At 48.2% G+C, this 15,013-nt stretch carries 17 protein-coding genes; 13 read left to right on the top strand and 4 right to left on the bottom strand.

Annotation, left to right across the window (positions count from 1 at the left end):
• Nucleotides 1–246 precede the first annotated feature (246 nt).
• The 5 genes from V6Z81_09270 to V6Z81_09250 all read left to right on the top strand — a co-directional run bounded on the left by V6Z81_09270 (nt 247) and on the right by V6Z81_09250 (nt 5,278).
• Nucleotides 247–489 carry a hypothetical protein gene (locus V6Z81_09270; GenBank protein ID MEG9862652.1) on the top strand — a complete coding sequence of 81 codons (243 nt, stop codon included), beginning with the start codon at nt 247–249 and terminating at the stop codon, nt 487–489.
• Nucleotides 490–830: 341 nt separating this feature from the next.
• On the top strand, nt 831–3,164 hold the full coding sequence (locus tag V6Z81_09265) for a nitric-oxide reductase large subunit (GenBank protein MEG9862651.1): 2,334 nt from the start codon (nt 831–833) through the stop codon (nt 3,162–3,164).
• A 4-nt stretch (nt 3,165–3,168) separates the two neighbouring features.
• On the top strand, nt 3,169–3,468 hold the full coding sequence (locus tag V6Z81_09260; protein ID MEG9862650.1) for a DUF1971 domain-containing protein: 300 nt from the start codon (nt 3,169–3,171) through the stop codon (nt 3,466–3,468).
• Nucleotides 3,469–3,556: 88 nt separating this feature from the next.
• The gene (locus V6Z81_09255; protein MEG9862649.1) at nt 3,557–3,952 is read left to right on the top strand and encodes a RidA family protein; all 396 of its coding nucleotides are present in this window, start codon (nt 3,557–3,559) and stop codon (nt 3,950–3,952) included.
• A 75-nt stretch (nt 3,953–4,027) separates the two neighbouring features.
• Nucleotides 4,028–5,278: an extracellular solute-binding protein gene (locus V6Z81_09250; protein ID MEG9862648.1), complete on the top strand. Its 1,251-nt coding sequence runs from the start codon at nt 4,028–4,030 to the stop codon at nt 5,276–5,278.
• An 18-nt stretch (nt 5,279–5,296) separates the two neighbouring features.
• On the opposite strand, the gene V6Z81_09245 is transcribed toward V6Z81_09250, so the two are convergent.
• Together V6Z81_09245 and V6Z81_09240 are read right to left on the bottom strand one after the other, a co-directional pair.
• A complete protein-coding gene (locus V6Z81_09245) occupies nt 5,297–5,845 on the bottom strand; it encodes a thioredoxin family protein (protein ID MEG9862647.1) in 549 nt (182 codons plus the stop codon).
• 50 nt (nt 5,846–5,895) lie between these two features.
• Nucleotides 5,896–6,531 carry a DsbA family oxidoreductase gene (locus V6Z81_09240; protein MEG9862646.1) on the bottom strand — a complete coding sequence of 212 codons (636 nt, stop codon included), beginning with the start codon at nt 6,529–6,531 and terminating at the stop codon, nt 5,896–5,898.
• 160 nt (nt 6,532–6,691) lie between these two features.
• On the opposite strand from V6Z81_09240, the gene V6Z81_09235 reads away from it, so the two are divergent.
• Genes V6Z81_09235 through V6Z81_09220 form a run of 4 tightly spaced genes read left to right on the top strand, consistent with a single transcriptional unit; the run spans nt 6,692 to nt 9,581 of the window.
• Entirely contained in the window at nt 6,692–7,813 is a 1,122-nt protein-coding gene (locus V6Z81_09235; protein MEG9862645.1) for a CaiB/BaiF CoA-transferase family protein, read from the top strand.
• Nucleotides 7,814–7,868: 55 nt separating this feature from the next.
• Nucleotides 7,869–8,474 (top strand): SCO family protein, encoded by a 606-nt coding sequence (locus V6Z81_09230; GenBank protein ID MEG9862644.1) that lies wholly within the window; start codon nt 7,869–7,871, stop codon nt 8,472–8,474.
• A gap of 4 nt (nt 8,475–8,478) precedes the next feature.
• Nucleotides 8,479–8,943, top strand: a complete 465-nt coding sequence (locus V6Z81_09225; GenBank protein MEG9862643.1) for a copper chaperone PCu(A)C — start codon at nt 8,479–8,481, stop codon at nt 8,941–8,943.
• Nucleotides 8,940–9,581 (top strand): SCO family protein, encoded by a 642-nt coding sequence (locus tag V6Z81_09220; protein ID MEG9862642.1) that lies wholly within the window; start codon nt 8,940–8,942, stop codon nt 9,579–9,581. The genes V6Z81_09225 and V6Z81_09220 overlap by 4 nt, the downstream gene beginning before the upstream one ends.
• 48 nt (nt 9,582–9,629) lie before the next feature.
• Here the strand turns inward: V6Z81_09220 and V6Z81_09215 are convergent, their stop codons facing one another.
• Entirely contained in the window at nt 9,630–11,414 is a 1,785-nt protein-coding gene (locus V6Z81_09215) for an extracellular solute-binding protein (protein ID MEG9862641.1), read from the bottom strand.
• Nucleotides 11,415–11,499: 85 nt separating this feature from the next.
• Nucleotides 11,500–12,465 (bottom strand): GNAT family N-acetyltransferase, encoded by a 966-nt coding sequence (locus V6Z81_09210; GenBank protein MEG9862640.1) that lies wholly within the window; start codon nt 12,463–12,465, stop codon nt 11,500–11,502.
• 80 nt (nt 12,466–12,545) lie between these two features.
• Between V6Z81_09210 and V6Z81_09205 the strand changes: the two genes are divergently transcribed.
• The 4 genes from V6Z81_09205 to V6Z81_09190 all read left to right on the top strand — a co-directional run bounded on the left by V6Z81_09205 (nt 12,546) and on the right by V6Z81_09190 (nt 14,891).
• Nucleotides 12,546–13,103: an invasion associated locus B family protein gene (locus tag V6Z81_09205; GenBank protein ID MEG9862639.1), complete on the top strand. Its 558-nt coding sequence runs from the start codon at nt 12,546–12,548 to the stop codon at nt 13,101–13,103.
• Between the two features lie 83 nt (nt 13,104–13,186).
• Entirely contained in the window at nt 13,187–13,720 is a 534-nt protein-coding gene (locus V6Z81_09200) for a hypothetical protein (GenBank protein MEG9862638.1), read from the top strand.
• A 146-nt stretch (nt 13,721–13,866) separates the two neighbouring features.
• The gene (locus V6Z81_09195; protein ID MEG9862637.1) at nt 13,867–14,034 is read left to right on the top strand and encodes a hypothetical protein; all 168 of its coding nucleotides are present in this window, start codon (nt 13,867–13,869) and stop codon (nt 14,032–14,034) included.
• Nucleotides 14,031–14,891: an IS1595 family transposase gene (locus V6Z81_09190; protein MEG9862636.1), complete on the top strand. Its 861-nt coding sequence runs from the start codon at nt 14,031–14,033 to the stop codon at nt 14,889–14,891. The genes V6Z81_09195 and V6Z81_09190 overlap by 4 nt, the downstream gene beginning before the upstream one ends.
• The last annotated feature ends 122 nt before the right edge of the window (nt 14,892–15,013 follow it).

Genomic DNA, 15,013 nt, shown 5'->3' with positions numbered 1-15,013 from the left:
TCCTATACGATGCGCCCGTCCCGGACTGTTGACATATTCTTGATAAATCATGACGGCTCTCCTTTCAACTGAAGAAAAGCCTAGCCGATTCCTCAACGCTTGTCAACTTAAGCGTATAATCCCCAAATTTTTTTATAGATAAATTAAAGACATATTAGTAAAATCGGCTGAATCAGGGTCTTAGAAGATATAAGACTTATTCTTGGATATTATTGTTAGCATGACTAAAGAAAGGCGAAGGGCAATATGATCTTATCATCATTTTTATCTCAGGGTGTTTTGCAAACGCTCATTGGTGTTGAGCATGCCTACATGGGCGCGTGTCCGGCAGGGTTTGTTCACTCCCCGATCGCAGAACTTTTTGGTCGGACTGGAGTATCCGGAGATATCGTATTGAGTGTCGGTGCGGTTGCCGTTGCACTGTTGATGTTGCAGTCCTTTTGGAAAAGTTCAAAAGTCACAAGCGCATCCGGTGAAGCTGTAGTCTAGCCTTAGCTAATCTATCCCTGCTTGTGGCGCTGAGTTTCTCAGGCGCATCGGTGAGTATCGGTTTTATTCCTGAACATTACATTCCCGGTTTGAACGGTGGCATGGCTTTCTCGCGTGGGGGCGAGGCTAAGTTACGCGCTGTCCATAGTCCTCTATTAATCTACACTTCTGAACTGACCCGGTCCGGAAGCTGGTGAGACGCCACTTCAAATCACTCTAAAAACATCTCTAACTATAAGCATCCGGCGGGGATTTTTTACAGGTAATTTTAAGGTTTATCTGGTAAAATCAAAGCAATCAAAAATTGAATATTTGTTAGCCTGACAAAGAAAGGCTAGGGCATGGCGGAGACATACCAGACGACGTTCACGATCAAACGGTTATGGGCCATTTTAGGCATAGGCGTTTTTGTCATGTTTGGTATTTTGCTCTTGCTCGGGCGCGAGATTTACCATGTTGCGCCACCGATACCTGAAACCGTTCAAACGCAATCCGGTACGGTAGTTTTTTCCAGAGATAACATTCAGCGCGGGCAGAATGTCTGGCAGTCAATGGGCGGCATGCAACAGGGCTCGATCTGGGGGCATGGAAGTTATGTAGCGCCTGACTGGAGTGCCGACTGGCTGCAACGTGAGGCTAAGTCTCTGGGGCAGATCATTGCAGCCGAAAATCCTTTGCCGGAATTGGGCGCAGACATTTCTCATGGTGCACATCTTGCTTATTTGCGTAAGGAGATGCGAACGAACACTTATGATGAACAGACCAGATCAATAACAATTAGTGAAAATCGTGCCGCCGCGATTGCCAGAGTCATTGAGCATTATTCGAAACTCTTCCGTGGTCAGGGGCAAGAATATCTTGATTTACGTCGTGATTACGCAATGCCCCTCAATTCCGTGCTCACCGAAGAAGAGGCGTATGATTTAAGTGCGTTTTTCTTCTGGGCGTCCTGGAGCGCCTCAACGAACCGTCCGGACAATGATATCACTTATACAAGCAACTGGCCCCATGAGCCATTGGTAGGGAATAAACCATCAACGTCGCTACTCATCTGGAGCATTATTTCTGTCGTACTGCTACTGGCCGGTATCGGGGCGATAGTCTGGTATTATGCCAAACAATATGACCTGTGGCGGGAGAATATAAAGCCGGACGGCGGCATTGCAAAATCGGATTTCATGGATGGAGCGACCATCACACCATCCATGCGCGCTACGGCGAAATATTTCTGGCTCGTTACGGCCTTATTCGGTGCGCAGGTTCTGCTTGGCGTAATAACGGCCCATTATGCCGTCGAAGGGCAGGGGTTTTATGGCCTGCCATTCTTCGAATATTTACCTTATTCCGTTACGCGCACATGGCATACGCAGCTCGCAGTATATTGGATTGCAACGGCATGGCTTGCCAGCGGACTGTACATTGCCCCGTTGCTCTCGGGGAAAGATCCGAAGTTTCAACTGTTCGGCGTCAATTTCCTGTTTATCAGTCTGATCGTGATTGTCGTCGGCTCATTCCTGGGAGAATGGGCTGCGGTCCACGGGTTTTTTGAAAACCTGACGGCCAATTTCTGGTTTGGACATCAGGGGTATGAATATATTGATCTGGGCCGCTTCTGGCAGATTTATCTCGCGATCGGACTGATCTTATGGGTGGGCCTGGTTCTAAGGGCGTTGATGCCTGTCCTGACGATGAAACCGGAGGCCGGGTCTGTTCTGTCTTCAAATGAGAGTAAATCACTCTTCTTTCTGGTCGTTCTGGCCACGCTCGCGATTGGTTTGTTGTATCTCGCCGGATTGATGTGGGGACAGCATACCCATATCTCCATCATGAATTATTGGCGTTGGTGGGTTGTGCATTTATGGGTAGAGGGGATGTTTGAAGTCTTTGCGACTGCAATAATCTCCGTTTTGTTCATCCGTATGGGCCTGCTGCGTGTACAGACGGCATCCGTAATGGTGTTGTTTGCGACAATTGTTTTCCTGTTTGGCGGCGTTCTGGGCACATTCCATCATCTCTATTTCAGCGGAACGCCTATTGCCGTCATTGCCGTTGGGGCAAGTTTTTCCGCTTTGGAAGTTGTACCGCTGATGGTAATCGGATTTGAGGCGTATAACGAATACAAAATAAAACATCAGGCGGAGTGGGAGAAAAATTATCACTGGCCGTTTATGTTTTTCGGGGCGGTATTATTCTGGAATCTGGTCGGGGCGGGCCTGTTCGGCTTTATGATTAATCCGCCCATCGCTCTCTACTACATGCAGGGACTGAACCTGACTGCTAACCATGGGCACGCGGCTTTGTTTGGTGTTTATGGCATGCTCGGGCTTGGCCTGATGTTGTATTGCATGCGTGGCCTGACGGATTTTAACTACTGGAACGAGAAACTTATTAAAGTAAGCTTTTGGTCATTGAATATCGGAATGGCCATGATGACCTTTTTATCGCTTTTGCCTCAGGGTATCTTGCAAACGATTGTTAGTGTTGAATATAGCTATGCGGATGCGCGGTCGGCGGAGATGATTCAATCTCCGGTCATGCAGGCCCTCGTTTGGGCACGGGTGCCCGGAGATATCGTATTTAGTATAGGCGTGGGTGCTTTTGCCCTGTTTGTGTTTCAGGCTTTTTGGAAAAGTTCAAAAGCTCAAAAATCGCAAACACAGGCGGTGAGAGCCTAGTTTTTTGACTTTAGATGAGCAATCCCTGCCTGAAGGTGCTGAGTTGATCAGGCGCACGGATGAATATCGGTCAGAGACTTTCCCGGCCGGTTTCAGGCGTGATCACTTGATCAAACAGGGTGTTTGGGGAGTGTTGCGTGTGGAAGAAGGAAGCATGTTTTACGAAGATAAGGAAGCCGGTGAGAAGCGCATTATTGAAGCGGGCCAATATCAGGTCATCAAACCCGAAACTGTGCATTGCGCGAGCCCTTTATCTGATAATACGCGGTGTTTCGTTGAATTCTATGAAGTTGCAAACAAATGATGGTACGGTTGACGGAAGTGTTTAAACTCCGTAAGGGTTGCTTTCACACTGCATCAAATCATAGGAACACTCGCAAAGGAAACACAAAATGAAAAAAACGGCAGTCAATCCATGGCCATGGTCGCTGAAATTTGGCTATAATCAGGCGGAGATTATTGAGGGAGCCAAACGGCAACTGGTATGTGCCGGTCAGGCATCTATGGATGCTGACGGTAATCCGCAACATTCCGGGGATATGCGGAGCCAGATGGCTCTTACCCTTGATAATCTTGAGGCGGTTCTGGGTGAGGCTAAAATGAACCTCGCCAATATCACCCAACTCAGAATCTACTCAACGGACGTAGATGAAACCATGAAAAATTTCGACTTGCTTGGTGCCCGCTTTGGAGCCCACGATGCCACGCCTCCCATGACGGTGCTGGGCGTCACCCGGCTCGTGATCCCGTCTCTTATGGTTGAGATTGAGGCCGTTGCTTCCGATTAGAGTTGAAGGCGCAATCATTGTAAGCAGGCAACTCAGCCGGGAAGGGTGAGAAAAGAGCGTCACATGACCGCAAAAATGAGTAGAAGACAGCTGTTGAAGGCGGCAGGGGCCGGCGTCGCGGCTGCCGGAATTGGGCTGGCCGCACCGGCCGTCCATTCGGCAAAAGAAAAAATCATTCGCTATCTCGGCACTGCCACGACCATGGCAGACGACATTAGACGGAAACTTCTGGAAGACACCGGCATCCGGATAGAATATCTGCCTTTGACAACCGATGAAGTGACCCTGCGTATTCTTACACGTCCGGGTACTTTTGACATTGTTGATACGGAATATGCAAGCCTTCCGAGGTTTGTATTAACCGGTAAGATTCTTGGCATGGACTCAAAGCGTATTAAGGAGTTCGACAATATCAGTACAATTCATACCCTTGGTAAAATCGGCGACAAAATAATTGGCGATCAGGGTACGGCACCGAAGAAGGTGTTTTATCTAAACCATGATCACTCCCGCGAATTCTCACCGGAACCGACAAGGTGGACAACCCTCGTTCCCACCGTTTTCAATGCGGATACGTTAGGGATCAGACCTGATCTCATCAACCGCCCCATTGATAGCTGGGCCGAGCTTTTAAATCCGGAATTCAGGGGAAAAGCATCAATTCAAAATATCCCCTCCATTGGCATTATAGATGCGGCTATGGTGGTCGAAGCGATAGGAGAATATGTATATCCTGATAAGGGTAATATGACCAAGACTGAAATCGATCTGACCATCGATATTTTTAGAGAAGCCAAGATGGCCGGACAGTTCCGTACGTTTTGGAAGGATTTTAATGAAAGTGTAGACCTCATGGCATCCGGTGAGGTTGTTATTCAGTCAATGTGGTCGCCGGCCGTTACCGCTGTCCGGACGCAGGGCATTCCCTGTACCTATCAACCTCTGAAAGAAGGTTACCGGGGGTGGGGGTCCGGCTTTGCTTTGTCGGCAGCCATAACGGAATATCAGGTCGATCTGTGTTATGAATTTATTAACTGGTATCTGTCGGGATTTGCCGGAGGGTATTTAAACCGTCAGGGGTTCTACTCGGCCGTTCCATCAACGGCAAAGCAATATATGGAAGATTATGAGTGGGATTACTGGATGCTTGGCAAGCCCGCCACGCAGGATATTAAAGCACCGGATGGTCAAAAACTGGCAAGCGTCGGCGAGGTCCGTGATGGTGGCTCATTTGAAGAGCGCATGGGCGCAGTGGCCTGCTGGAACTCGACAATGGATGAGCGGCGCCACCTGGCTGATAGATGGAATAACTTTGTAGCTGCCTGATGATTGAATCTGGCGGATTTAACTCCATTTAATGGAACAGCCCATGGATGGGGTTTGTTTTTCGGGACCTCCACCTGTTTCTGCAACCTGACGCATGGCATTGAGTAATTCGGGGGTACGGTTTTCCGCATTGCGATCCATTTTGATATCGTCTAAACGGCCTCTGTACTGAAGTTCACCGTCGGCGTTGAAGCCAAAGAAGTCCGGCGTGCAAACCGCGTCGTAAGATTTAGCGACCTCTTGCGTTTCATCGACAAGATACGGGAAAGTCATCCCGTGTTGCGCCGCAAACTTTTTCATATTGGCCGGGCTGTCATCCGGCACATAACTGTAATCATTGGGCATGATGGCCGCCACACCGATGCCATCCTCTTGCAGGGCTTTGGCATCGGTAACCAGACGGTCGATGATCGCCTGTACGTAGGGACAATGGTTGCAGATAAAAGCAACCAGTAAACCCTTTTTGCCCATGACATCATCGAATGAGTAGTTTTTCCCGTCAGGATCGGCAAGGGTAAAAGCTGGAGCCTTCCGGCCAAAATCACAAATAGGGGTATCAAGTAGCATTTTTAGTCTCCTGTTATCAGATGGGATTCACACCGCGTCAAAGATGCATATCATGAAGGAGAGGAGTCTTGCGCCGCATGATCCATAAGTTTGACCAGCACGTCTGACTCCTGAGCACCCACAATCGCCGATTTGTGGTCTGCAATAAAATACGGAACACCCTGAACGCCCATTTGATGAGCCAGCGTCATTTCTCTGGCAATAAGATCCCGGTCGGCGTCGGTGTCCAGCAAATCTTTAACCAGAGATGCATCCATGTCCGTGTCACCGGCAATTTCAACCAGTACGTCAGCCGTGCCGATATCGCGTCCCTGTTCAAAATAAGCTTCGAATAAAAGATCAACCACCTTGTCCTGACAACCGGCGGAGCCTGCCCAGCGAATAAGACGGTGAGAGTCAAAAGTGTTGGGAGTGCGTTTGATATCCTCAAACGCAAAATCAATGCCTTCCTGATCGCCTGCCTCACGAAGTGCTTCGTATGCTCCCCGCATATCCCGGTCGCCGAATTTGCGTTTCATATAGGTTTTTCTGTCTATCCCCTCGGGCGGCAACGTCGGGTCCAGTTGAAAGGGCCGCCAGAAAATCTGAAGGTCGAGAGACTCCCGTTCGGCGGCAGCCCGTTGCAGGCGTTTTTTGCCGATATAGCACCACGGGCAAATAGTGTCAGATAAGACGTCAATATCCATGAAGTTGCCTGATCTTTTCTGCGGGGTCTTATTCCTGTGAGTCTAGGCCAGTATAGTCGGGCTTGAGACCGGGAGTCATCAAAAAGACAAGCCCCTCCCTTGGCCGGAGGGGAGGAGCGGTTTATAATGAGAAAACGGAGACAATTTGAGGAGAATCATCATGGGGCAGGGTCCGCTTTCAGGAGTTAAAATTATTGAGTTTGCGGGAATCGGTCCCGGACCGTTTTGCGCCATGCTGTTGTCCGACATGGGGGCGGAGGTTGTCCGCATTAACCGCAAGGGTGCCCCCAGGGCCGGCAAAAACGATATTCTTGCGCGCGGGCGGCGGGTTATTGCTCTTGATTTGAAAAAGTGGGAAGGCATTGAAACCTGTCTGCATCTTTTAGAAAGCGCTGACGCTCTTATTGAAGGGTTCCGGCCCGGCGTCATGGAGCGTTTGGGACTGGGACCGGATGTGTGCCTCGAACGTAATCCGCGTCTCGTCTATGGCCGCATGACCGGTTGGGGGCAGACGGGACCCTTATCTAATGCGGCCGGACATGACATTAACTACATTTCTCTCATTGGAGCGCTTCATGCGATCGGCGCTCCCGGAAACAAACCGGTGCCGCCCCTTAATCTGGTGGGGGACTTCGGCGGAGGCGCTCTTTATCTGGCCATGGGTCTGTGTGCGGCCTTGTTTGAGGCCGGGCGATCTGGCAAGGGGCAGGTGATTGACTGCGCCATGACGGATGGAGCCGCCTCTTTGATGTCCATGTTTTATGGATTTGCGGCGAGTGGTGCATGGTCACCTAATCATGGTGAAAACCTTCTTGATGGCGGAGCCCATTTTTATGATACCTATGAGACGTCCGACGGCAAGTGGATCTCCGTCGGCTCTATTGAGCCGCAATTTTATGCTTTATTGCGTGAAAAAGCAGGGCTTGAAGATAAAGATTTTGACCCGCAGATGGAACGCGGGCGCTGGCCGGACTTAAAAGAAAAAATTGCCCGGGTCTTTCGCACTAAAACCCGTGACGAATGGTGCGAGCTGATGGAGGGAACGGATGTATGTTTCGCGCCGGTTCTTTCTTTGTGGGAAGCCGGCCATCATCCGCATAATGCGGCCCGCCAGACTTTCATAGAGATTGATGGTGTCGTGCAGCCTAATGTGGCGCCAAGATTTGAAGGAACGCCCTCTGCGGTGCAATCTTATCCTGATGAAAACATGGAAAATATTTTGCAGGAATGGGGCGTATCGCGTGAGCGCATAACGGCTCTTAAGTCTGCTCAGGTCCTTTAGGGAAATTATACACAATAGTGAAAGCCCGAATGCTTAAGGTGAGGGTAGGGGAGGCATGAAAAAACTTCGTCTCGTTCTTTGGGCAACCGTTGTTGTTGCATTAGCCGCTTTTATTATTTTCAACGTCCGGGATCATAATGATCCGGATAGGACGGATGGGCCACAGGGCACGTCGGCAGCGGATTTTTTCCCATCCTTTTCCTTAACCGACCATTTGGGAAAACCCGTAACCGGACAAACTTACCGGGGAAAATGGCTGCTGGTCTTTTTCGGGTTCACTCACTGCCCCGACATCTGTCCGACGACATTGGCGGAACTCGCCCGGGTCATGGATCTGCTCGGTTCAAAGGCGGAAGCGGTAAAGCCTTTGTTCATTTCCATTGATCCGGAGCGCGACAGGGTTAAACCTCTGGGTGAGTATGTCTCGGCTTTCCATCCGGCGATCACGGGACTGACCGGAACCGGTAAACAGGTTGCCGGTGCGGCACAGGCTTTCAGGGTATATTTCGAGAAACAGGAGCAGGACACGGCTCCGGACGGCTATACCATGGGGCATACATCATCTGTCTATCTGATCTCTCCTGATGGCGCTTTCGTGCGCACTTATGACTACGGTACGCCTCCGGAGTTAATTGCCGGCGATCTAAAAGAAAAGTTATGAGATTATGCTTAAATTATTATTTTCACTCTTTGCAATTCTGACTGTTGCCGTTTCATTGCCGTCTTTTGCCGGTTCCACACGCGTCGGCGATATGGTTATCGAGCAACCATGGGCGCGGGCCTCTATTGGAATATCCCGCCCATCTGCCGCTTTTCTGACGATCAAAAACACCGGACGGACCTCAGATGTTTTGACGGACATCAGAACACCGGTTGCCGGTCTGGCCGAACTCCACAAAACGGAAATAAAGGACGGTGTTGCCGGCATGGGACCCGCAGGTCGTGTTGAAATTCCCGCTGAAGGGGCGGTTATATTAGCACCGGGCGGGCATCACATTATGCTGATGATGCTGCAACAACCTTTGAAAAAAGGTGATCACTTCCCGATGACGTTGCTTTTTGAGGAGGCCGGGCCGATTGACGTTATTGTACGGGTTCAAGGTGTGGGTGCAGCCGGTCCTGATCAATGACGTTTTCGCGCCCAAAAAAAATCTTGACGGGATTAGCCGGTTTTATTGGCTTTCTGGTGCTGATGCTTTTTGTCGGGTGGTGGCAGGTTGATGGACCGGGTGGATCTTCAAAACAGGTACAGCGGTACGCACTTCCTTTGCCGCTCAATAAAATGGACTTCGAACTGGTTTCGCATGCCGGACAAAAAACGGAGCCGGAAGATTGGCTCGGCCATCCGGCACTAATCTTCTTCGGTTTTACGTATTGTCCTGATATTTGCCCGACGACCTTATCCAGGATATCGGGTTGGCTGGATGAACTCGGGGAGGAAGCCGGACGGATTAATGTAGCCTTTATTACCGTTGATCCGGAGCGCGACTCTACTGAAGAGTTAGCGGACTACGTGAGTAGTTTTCATCCGGCCATTGTTGGTTACACGGGTTTGCCGGATCAGATTGCCGAAGCGGCCAAAGGCTTTCAGGTAAAATATGAACGTATATCACTGGAAAACGGTTACACGATGGATCACACTGCCGGCGTGTTCATTTATAACGATCATGGTGAGTTTACCAGTATCAGTGATCACCACGAGTCGGGTGACTATGCGGTCCCGAAAATACGTCTGGCCCTTCGCTCCGCTAAAAATACGGATGGATAATCACCGTAGGTGCTTCTGTTTCTTTCGTACCTGCTATAGAGATTCCCTTTAGGGATTAGGGTTGCGCCACCACGTATCAATCCGGTAACCGTAAAGCGTTTCCGTATCCGGAACGCCGATGGTGTTTCTAAAAGCTACCCAGTCATCCGGTGTAAAAAACAGGGGAATAACATAATAGCCGGACAATAAAACCCGGTCTAAAGAACGTACCGCAGCGGTGAAATCCGTTCTGTTGCGGGCGAGCAGAAGAGCCTCAATCATGGCATCGACGGCCGCGCTGCGAACACCCATATAATTGCGGGTTCCCGGCTGGTCTGCCGATTGTGATGCCCAATAAACAAGCTGCTCATTTCCCGGAGAAAGAGAACTCGGCCAGAAATTGATAATCATGTCAAAATCGCGCGTCTGTAGGCGCTTTTGATATTGACTGTCGTCAACCACCCGCAACGCCGCTTTAATGCCCACCCGTTTCAGACTATCGGCAAAAATCAAGGCGAGTCTTTCTTTGTCGGAATCCGTGATCAGGATCTCAAAACTAAACGGCGTACCGTCTTCTATTCTTTTAAGTTGCCCGTCACGCGTATGCCAGCCTGCGTCCTCAAGAATTTTTATGGCTTCGCGGCGGAGGGTTCTGTCACGCCCCGTGCCGTCGCTGACGGGAGCCTGATAGCCATGCTCCATAATCTCCGGCGTAACCGCCTGAGGAAAGGGAGTCAGCAAAGCCCGTTCCCGGGTACTGGCCGCCCGCCCGTGAGATGACAGGCCGGAATTATCAAAATAACTCCGGGTGCGGGTATAAACGCCGTGGTAGAGGTTCTTGTTAATCCATTCGAAATCAAACAATAGCCCGAGAGCTTTGCGCACTCTGACATCACTGAAAATAGTGCGGGAACTGTTAAACACAAACCCCGTCATACCGGAGGGCGTTGAGCGGGTAATGGCACGTGTGACAACATGACCTTCCCGGGCGTCAGGAAAATCATATCCCGTTATCCAGCGGGTAGGGTCCGGTTCAAAACGCACGTCATAAAGTCCCGCCTTGAAGGCTTCAAAGGCAATGCCGTCATCCTGATAATAGTCATAAACAATTTCATCAAAATTATGGCGGCCCTTATTGACGGCTAAATCACGCCCCCAATAGTTCGGGTTACGCTGAAAGACAACCCGCTTGCCGGGCTCGGCACTTTTTATCTGATAGGGACCGCTTCCCAGTGGTTTTGTAAAATCCGCATCCTGTATGGAATATTGCGAGAAAAACGCCTTAGAGATAATGGGCATAAGACCCAGAATAAGAGGGAGTTCACGGTCGCTGCCGTCGGCAAAGACAAACCTCACCGTTCGCGGGGCAGGGCGTTCTATGCTGACGACTTTCGAGTAATAAAAACGGTGGTTAGGTCGTCCTTTCTCGCGCAGTGTTTTCAGAGAAAAAACAACGTCATCGACCGTGACAGGCGAACCGTCGGCAAATCGGGCTTCCGGGCGCAGGGTGAATTGCACCCAGTTGCGCTCTTCCGGCGTTTCAATGCTTTCGGCAATCAGCCCGTAAAGGGAGAAAGGTTCATCATAGCTGCGGGCCATCAGACTTTCATAGACCAGAGCGCGTATATTCAGGGCGGCTATGCCTTTAACGGTCAGGGGGTTTAGGCTGTCAAATGACCCGACGGCGGCATAGGTAATGCGTCCGCCTTTGGGGGCATCGGGATTAACATAAGAAAAATGCTTAAAGTCCGGCGGATAATCCGGCATCCCGTGCATGGCAATGCCATGGGCGGGGGCGGCGTATGATGGTGCCGCCGGCGGTAAGAGTAGACAAAGCGCGACCGTAAAAAACATAAGCGCCCTGTAGGGCGGTATAACGCTAAAGAATGCCATTATGTGTGTAACAATTACTCTACAAATAATATTCAACGGGTAATTCTTAAAGAGCTAGTTTACAACCTGCTTCAGCGCCTATTTTTTTAAACCCCAGCATCAGATTTATTTTATACATGGGATTATTTTCCTCATTCTCGGTGAAAACCTTTTTGAAGCCTTTTTTCCTTAAATCAACCAGAGCATAAACCTTTAGTGCCGTGCAAATAGATTTTCTTCTATATTCGGGAAGGACACCTGTAAGTTCTGTAGATACTGTATCACTTATAGTATCGCCTCTATTATAAGTTGATAGAGCGACCCACTTCGTTCCATCTATAACAATATAGAAATCTTCCGGCTTAAACCATGGAGTTATATTATGGGTTTTCCAGTGCTCTCTATTGTCATCCACCTTGAAGTCAGCGGGAACATCTAAATCTACTCTATGCCAAAGATCATATAATTTTTCCGTCCATTGGGGATTATCTTTCTGAAGCTCCTTTAGAGTTCTTATCTTAAAAGAATTTTTATTAAATCGATTGATATGATCAGAAAACTCTTCCTCTCTAAAGTCTGCTAAAGAAATAATAGACACGAATTCTACCAGAGATATTTCAAATCCGTTTTTTATATAAAAATCTGTCTTGAACTTATTTCCTTGCCATAACCAGGCCCTAAAAGTTTTAACTCCTTTTATCTTTCTGGCATTAGCAATCTGATGTTCCAGATATTCCTGAGCATATTTCAGATACTTTTCCTCGCAAGGAAAAGAAAGGCTGGAATCTAACAAGGTTTTATCAAAAGCCCATGATTGGTGTCCGGTAAAACCATAACCGATTATCTTGTTATCTACTTCCAGAAATTCGGTTTTAGGATTACATTTTTCAGGTATGAGGCTCGCTTCATACTTGAGCATTTCTGGTGATCCGAAATTCTTGACATGATAATCAAGTGATTTCTCTAACTGATAAAGTATTTGAAAGTCTCTATCAGTTCTCTTAAATGGAATAATTCTTAAACCGCTTTTCATTCCTGCTCAATAGTAGCCCTTATATTTTATCCGGAATCGGAGTATCGTGCTGATGTCTTTCAATATATCAGGAAAGCTTCATGCCCCGCACAAAAAAGACATATCCGGGCGGTGTTTTGCTCGCCATGCTTCTGCTTGTTTTATATGAAGTGGGGAGTGTGCCGGCTTATGCCCAAAATGACGTAAATGCACGCAACGAAGGAGCATTGATTTCCATTCCGGCGACGGAAGCCAATCTCTGGAGTAAAGAGTGTTTTCCGGATAGCACATCGGACAGGCCGGCTTGTGAAATCGTGGCGGATATTTACACCAATACCGATGCGTCGGTTCTTCGGATAGGCTTCGGATTCCTCGGCGGGGATAATAAAACAACCATAACCGTTATAACCCCATTGGGAACATTGCTTTTATCCGGTGTAATCCTGCAGGTAGACGATGTGCCTGCCGTAACCTTTAGCTATCTTTTGTGCACTCCCGACGGATGTCAGGTTCAGGCACGGGTTCCCGATGCGCTGGAAAGCGCTTTGCGGACGGGAAAAGAATTAAAGATTCGCTTTTTTGACAGAACCAGTAATCCCATAGATATCACCCTGCCTTTGAAGAACTTCGGCGCCTCATTAGATTCACTAAAGACCTGATTTAGGTATCCGGATTTTCCGTTTCCGGCTTTTTATAAAAAAGAGGGGAATTATTTGTAATTTTAAAAAAGATGGATGTAAAGATGCAAAACAATGAAGAAATGGAATACGAGTTAACTTTCCTGGCGGCTCATTTACCGGACTTGGACCCCGATATTGAACCAGAAGAAATAATAGATGTATATTTCCCTGAGGATGCCAGTGTGCACCCGAAATTAAGAGTGCGTAAAGCTGGTGAGGTTTATCAGATTACCAAAAAAGTTCCCTCGGATACCTCCGATGCATCGGCTCATATTGAAACTTCGATCAGGATAACGGAGGCTGAATTTACAAGCCTCACTCGACATAATGCGAGGTATGTAAGAAAACAGCGTTATAACACCATTATAGATGGCAGGGTTGCAGAAGTAGATGTTTTTCAGGATAACCTTGCCGGTCTTGTTGTAATAGATTTTGAATTTCCTTCTCAAGAAGAATTAAGGCGGTTTGAAAAACCGGACTGTTGCCTTGCTGATGTAACTCAGGAAGATTTTATAGCCGGAGGGCTCCTTGCAGGGAAATCTTATGAGGATATAAGGCATAATTTGGAGGTTTTTAAATGGGAATTATCCCGATAAATAAACAACTGTTTAGAGTGGTTTAACATAAATAAACATATTCCTTGCATAATATGTTTATTTATGTTTTAATGGCTTTATTCGATTCCAGGAGAATAAGGCCATGAGCAAGACGACAATTAGTGAAGAAGAATTTGATAAGTTATATGGCACCGAGAAAAAGGCCGCTGCCTTTTTTGAAGCATGGCGGTGGCCGAACGGCCGATATTGCCCGGAATGCGGAAGTACGGATACCTATAAGCACAAGACTCGGCTATTCTATTATCATTGTCGCGATTGCCGGAAGCAGTTTTCTTGCAGGAATGATAGCATGATGGAGTCCTCCCGTATTCCATTTAGGAAATGGCTTAAAGCTCTTTATAAGATCAATGTAGCCCGTAAGGGCGTAGCAAGCCTTCAGATATCAAAAGAACTCGGCATGAGCCAAGCGTCAGCGTGGTTCATGCTCATGCGCATTAGAAATGCTACCGTTGAGCATGAACCAGAGTTGGCAAAGAAAATTATACTTGATGACCCGGAAGATGATAACAGCGGCGGTCAACCGGAAGGGAAAAAGAAAACCGGTAAATCTAAAAGGAAAAGCAAAACAGTTAACCTGAAAGAGAAAACTGATAATTATAAATTATCAGGAATTATCGAAATTGATGAAATGTTTCCCGGTGGCAAGGAGAGAAACAAGCACTTCAATAAGCGGTTAAAGGCCGGGCGTGGTGCAGTTGGCAAGGCAATCGTTCTGGATATGCGCGAACGCGGGAAAGGAGGCAGGTATAGAGCCTTTGTTATTGAAAATAGGGATAAGGAAACACTTCACAGAATTATCTTTGATAATGTTGAGTTAGGCTCACTAATCTATACGGACGATTGGCTAGGTTACCGTGGTCTTGACGGACCCTATAAGCATTTTGTCGTCAAGCATGGCAAGCATGAATATGCGGTCGGGGACATTAACACAAATAGCATTGAAAGCACTCATGCGGTTTTCAAGCGCTCTCTCATGGGCGTTTATCATCACGTCAGCAAAAAGCACCTGCCACTCTACGTGAGCGAAGAGGCGCATCGTCTGAATAAGGGAGCGGTTGAAAATGACCTCATATACAGGATCGGCGCTATTTGCACCAACTCTGTTGGCCGTCGCCTCCCTTACAAGGAACTGGTTAATCGCGATGGATGACTTTGAAAAGATGGCAAGGGCTCTGATGACCACGATATTCAGGCCCGGACTCATCCGGGGGAAAGACTACCTGCATGAAATAATGGATATGACCATCGAACACACGTTCAATGTCATTATCG

It is taken from the genome of Parvularculales bacterium (assembly GCA_036881865.1).
Classification (GTDB): Bacteria; Pseudomonadota; Alphaproteobacteria; order JAPOUT01; family JBAJNM01; genus JBAJNM01.
Note: the sequence above shows the minus strand (reverse complement) of the source record. Positions and strands in the feature narration are given on the sequence as shown.

Coding starts and splice junctions, on each gene's coding strand:
- V6Z81_09270 (MEG9862652.1), top strand. CDS start 247: ATGATCTTATCATCATTTTTATCTCAGGGTGTTTTGCAAACGCTCATT.
- V6Z81_09235 (MEG9862645.1), top strand. CDS start 6,692: ATGGGGCAGGGTCCGCTTTCAGGAGTTAAAATTATTGAGTTTGCGGGA.
- V6Z81_09265 (MEG9862651.1), top strand. CDS start 831: ATGGCGGAGACATACCAGACGACGTTCACGATCAAACGGTTATGGGCC.
- V6Z81_09195 (MEG9862637.1), top strand. CDS start 13,867: ATGGCACCGAGAAAAAGGCCGCTGCCTTTTTTGAAGCATGGCGGTGGC.
- V6Z81_09245 (MEG9862647.1), bottom strand. CDS start 5,845: ATGCTACTTGATACCCCTATTTGTGATTTTGGCCGGAAGGCTCCAGCT.
- V6Z81_09230 (MEG9862644.1), top strand. CDS start 7,869: ATGAAAAAACTTCGTCTCGTTCTTTGGGCAACCGTTGTTGTTGCATTA.
- V6Z81_09240 (MEG9862646.1), bottom strand. CDS start 6,531: ATGGATATTGACGTCTTATCTGACACTATTTGCCCGTGGTGCTATATC.
- V6Z81_09215 (MEG9862641.1), bottom strand. CDS start 11,414: ATGTTTTTTACGGTCGCGCTTTGTCTACTCTTACCGCCGGCGGCACCA.
- V6Z81_09200 (MEG9862638.1), top strand. CDS start 13,187: ATGCAAAACAATGAAGAAATGGAATACGAGTTAACTTTCCTGGCGGCT.
- V6Z81_09250 (MEG9862648.1), top strand. CDS start 4,028: ATGAGTAGAAGACAGCTGTTGAAGGCGGCAGGGGCCGGCGTCGCGGCT.
- V6Z81_09255 (MEG9862649.1), top strand. CDS start 3,557: ATGAAAAAAACGGCAGTCAATCCATGGCCATGGTCGCTGAAATTTGGC.
- V6Z81_09190 (MEG9862636.1), top strand. CDS start 14,031: ATGATGGAGTCCTCCCGTATTCCATTTAGGAAATGGCTTAAAGCTCTT.
- V6Z81_09210 (MEG9862640.1), bottom strand. CDS start 12,465: ATGAAAAGCGGTTTAAGAATTATTCCATTTAAGAGAACTGATAGAGAC.
- V6Z81_09225 (MEG9862643.1), top strand. CDS start 8,479: ATGCTTAAATTATTATTTTCACTCTTTGCAATTCTGACTGTTGCCGTT.
- V6Z81_09220 (MEG9862642.1), top strand. CDS start 8,940: ATGACGTTTTCGCGCCCAAAAAAAATCTTGACGGGATTAGCCGGTTTT.
- V6Z81_09205 (MEG9862639.1), top strand. CDS start 12,546: ATGCCCCGCACAAAAAAGACATATCCGGGCGGTGTTTTGCTCGCCATG.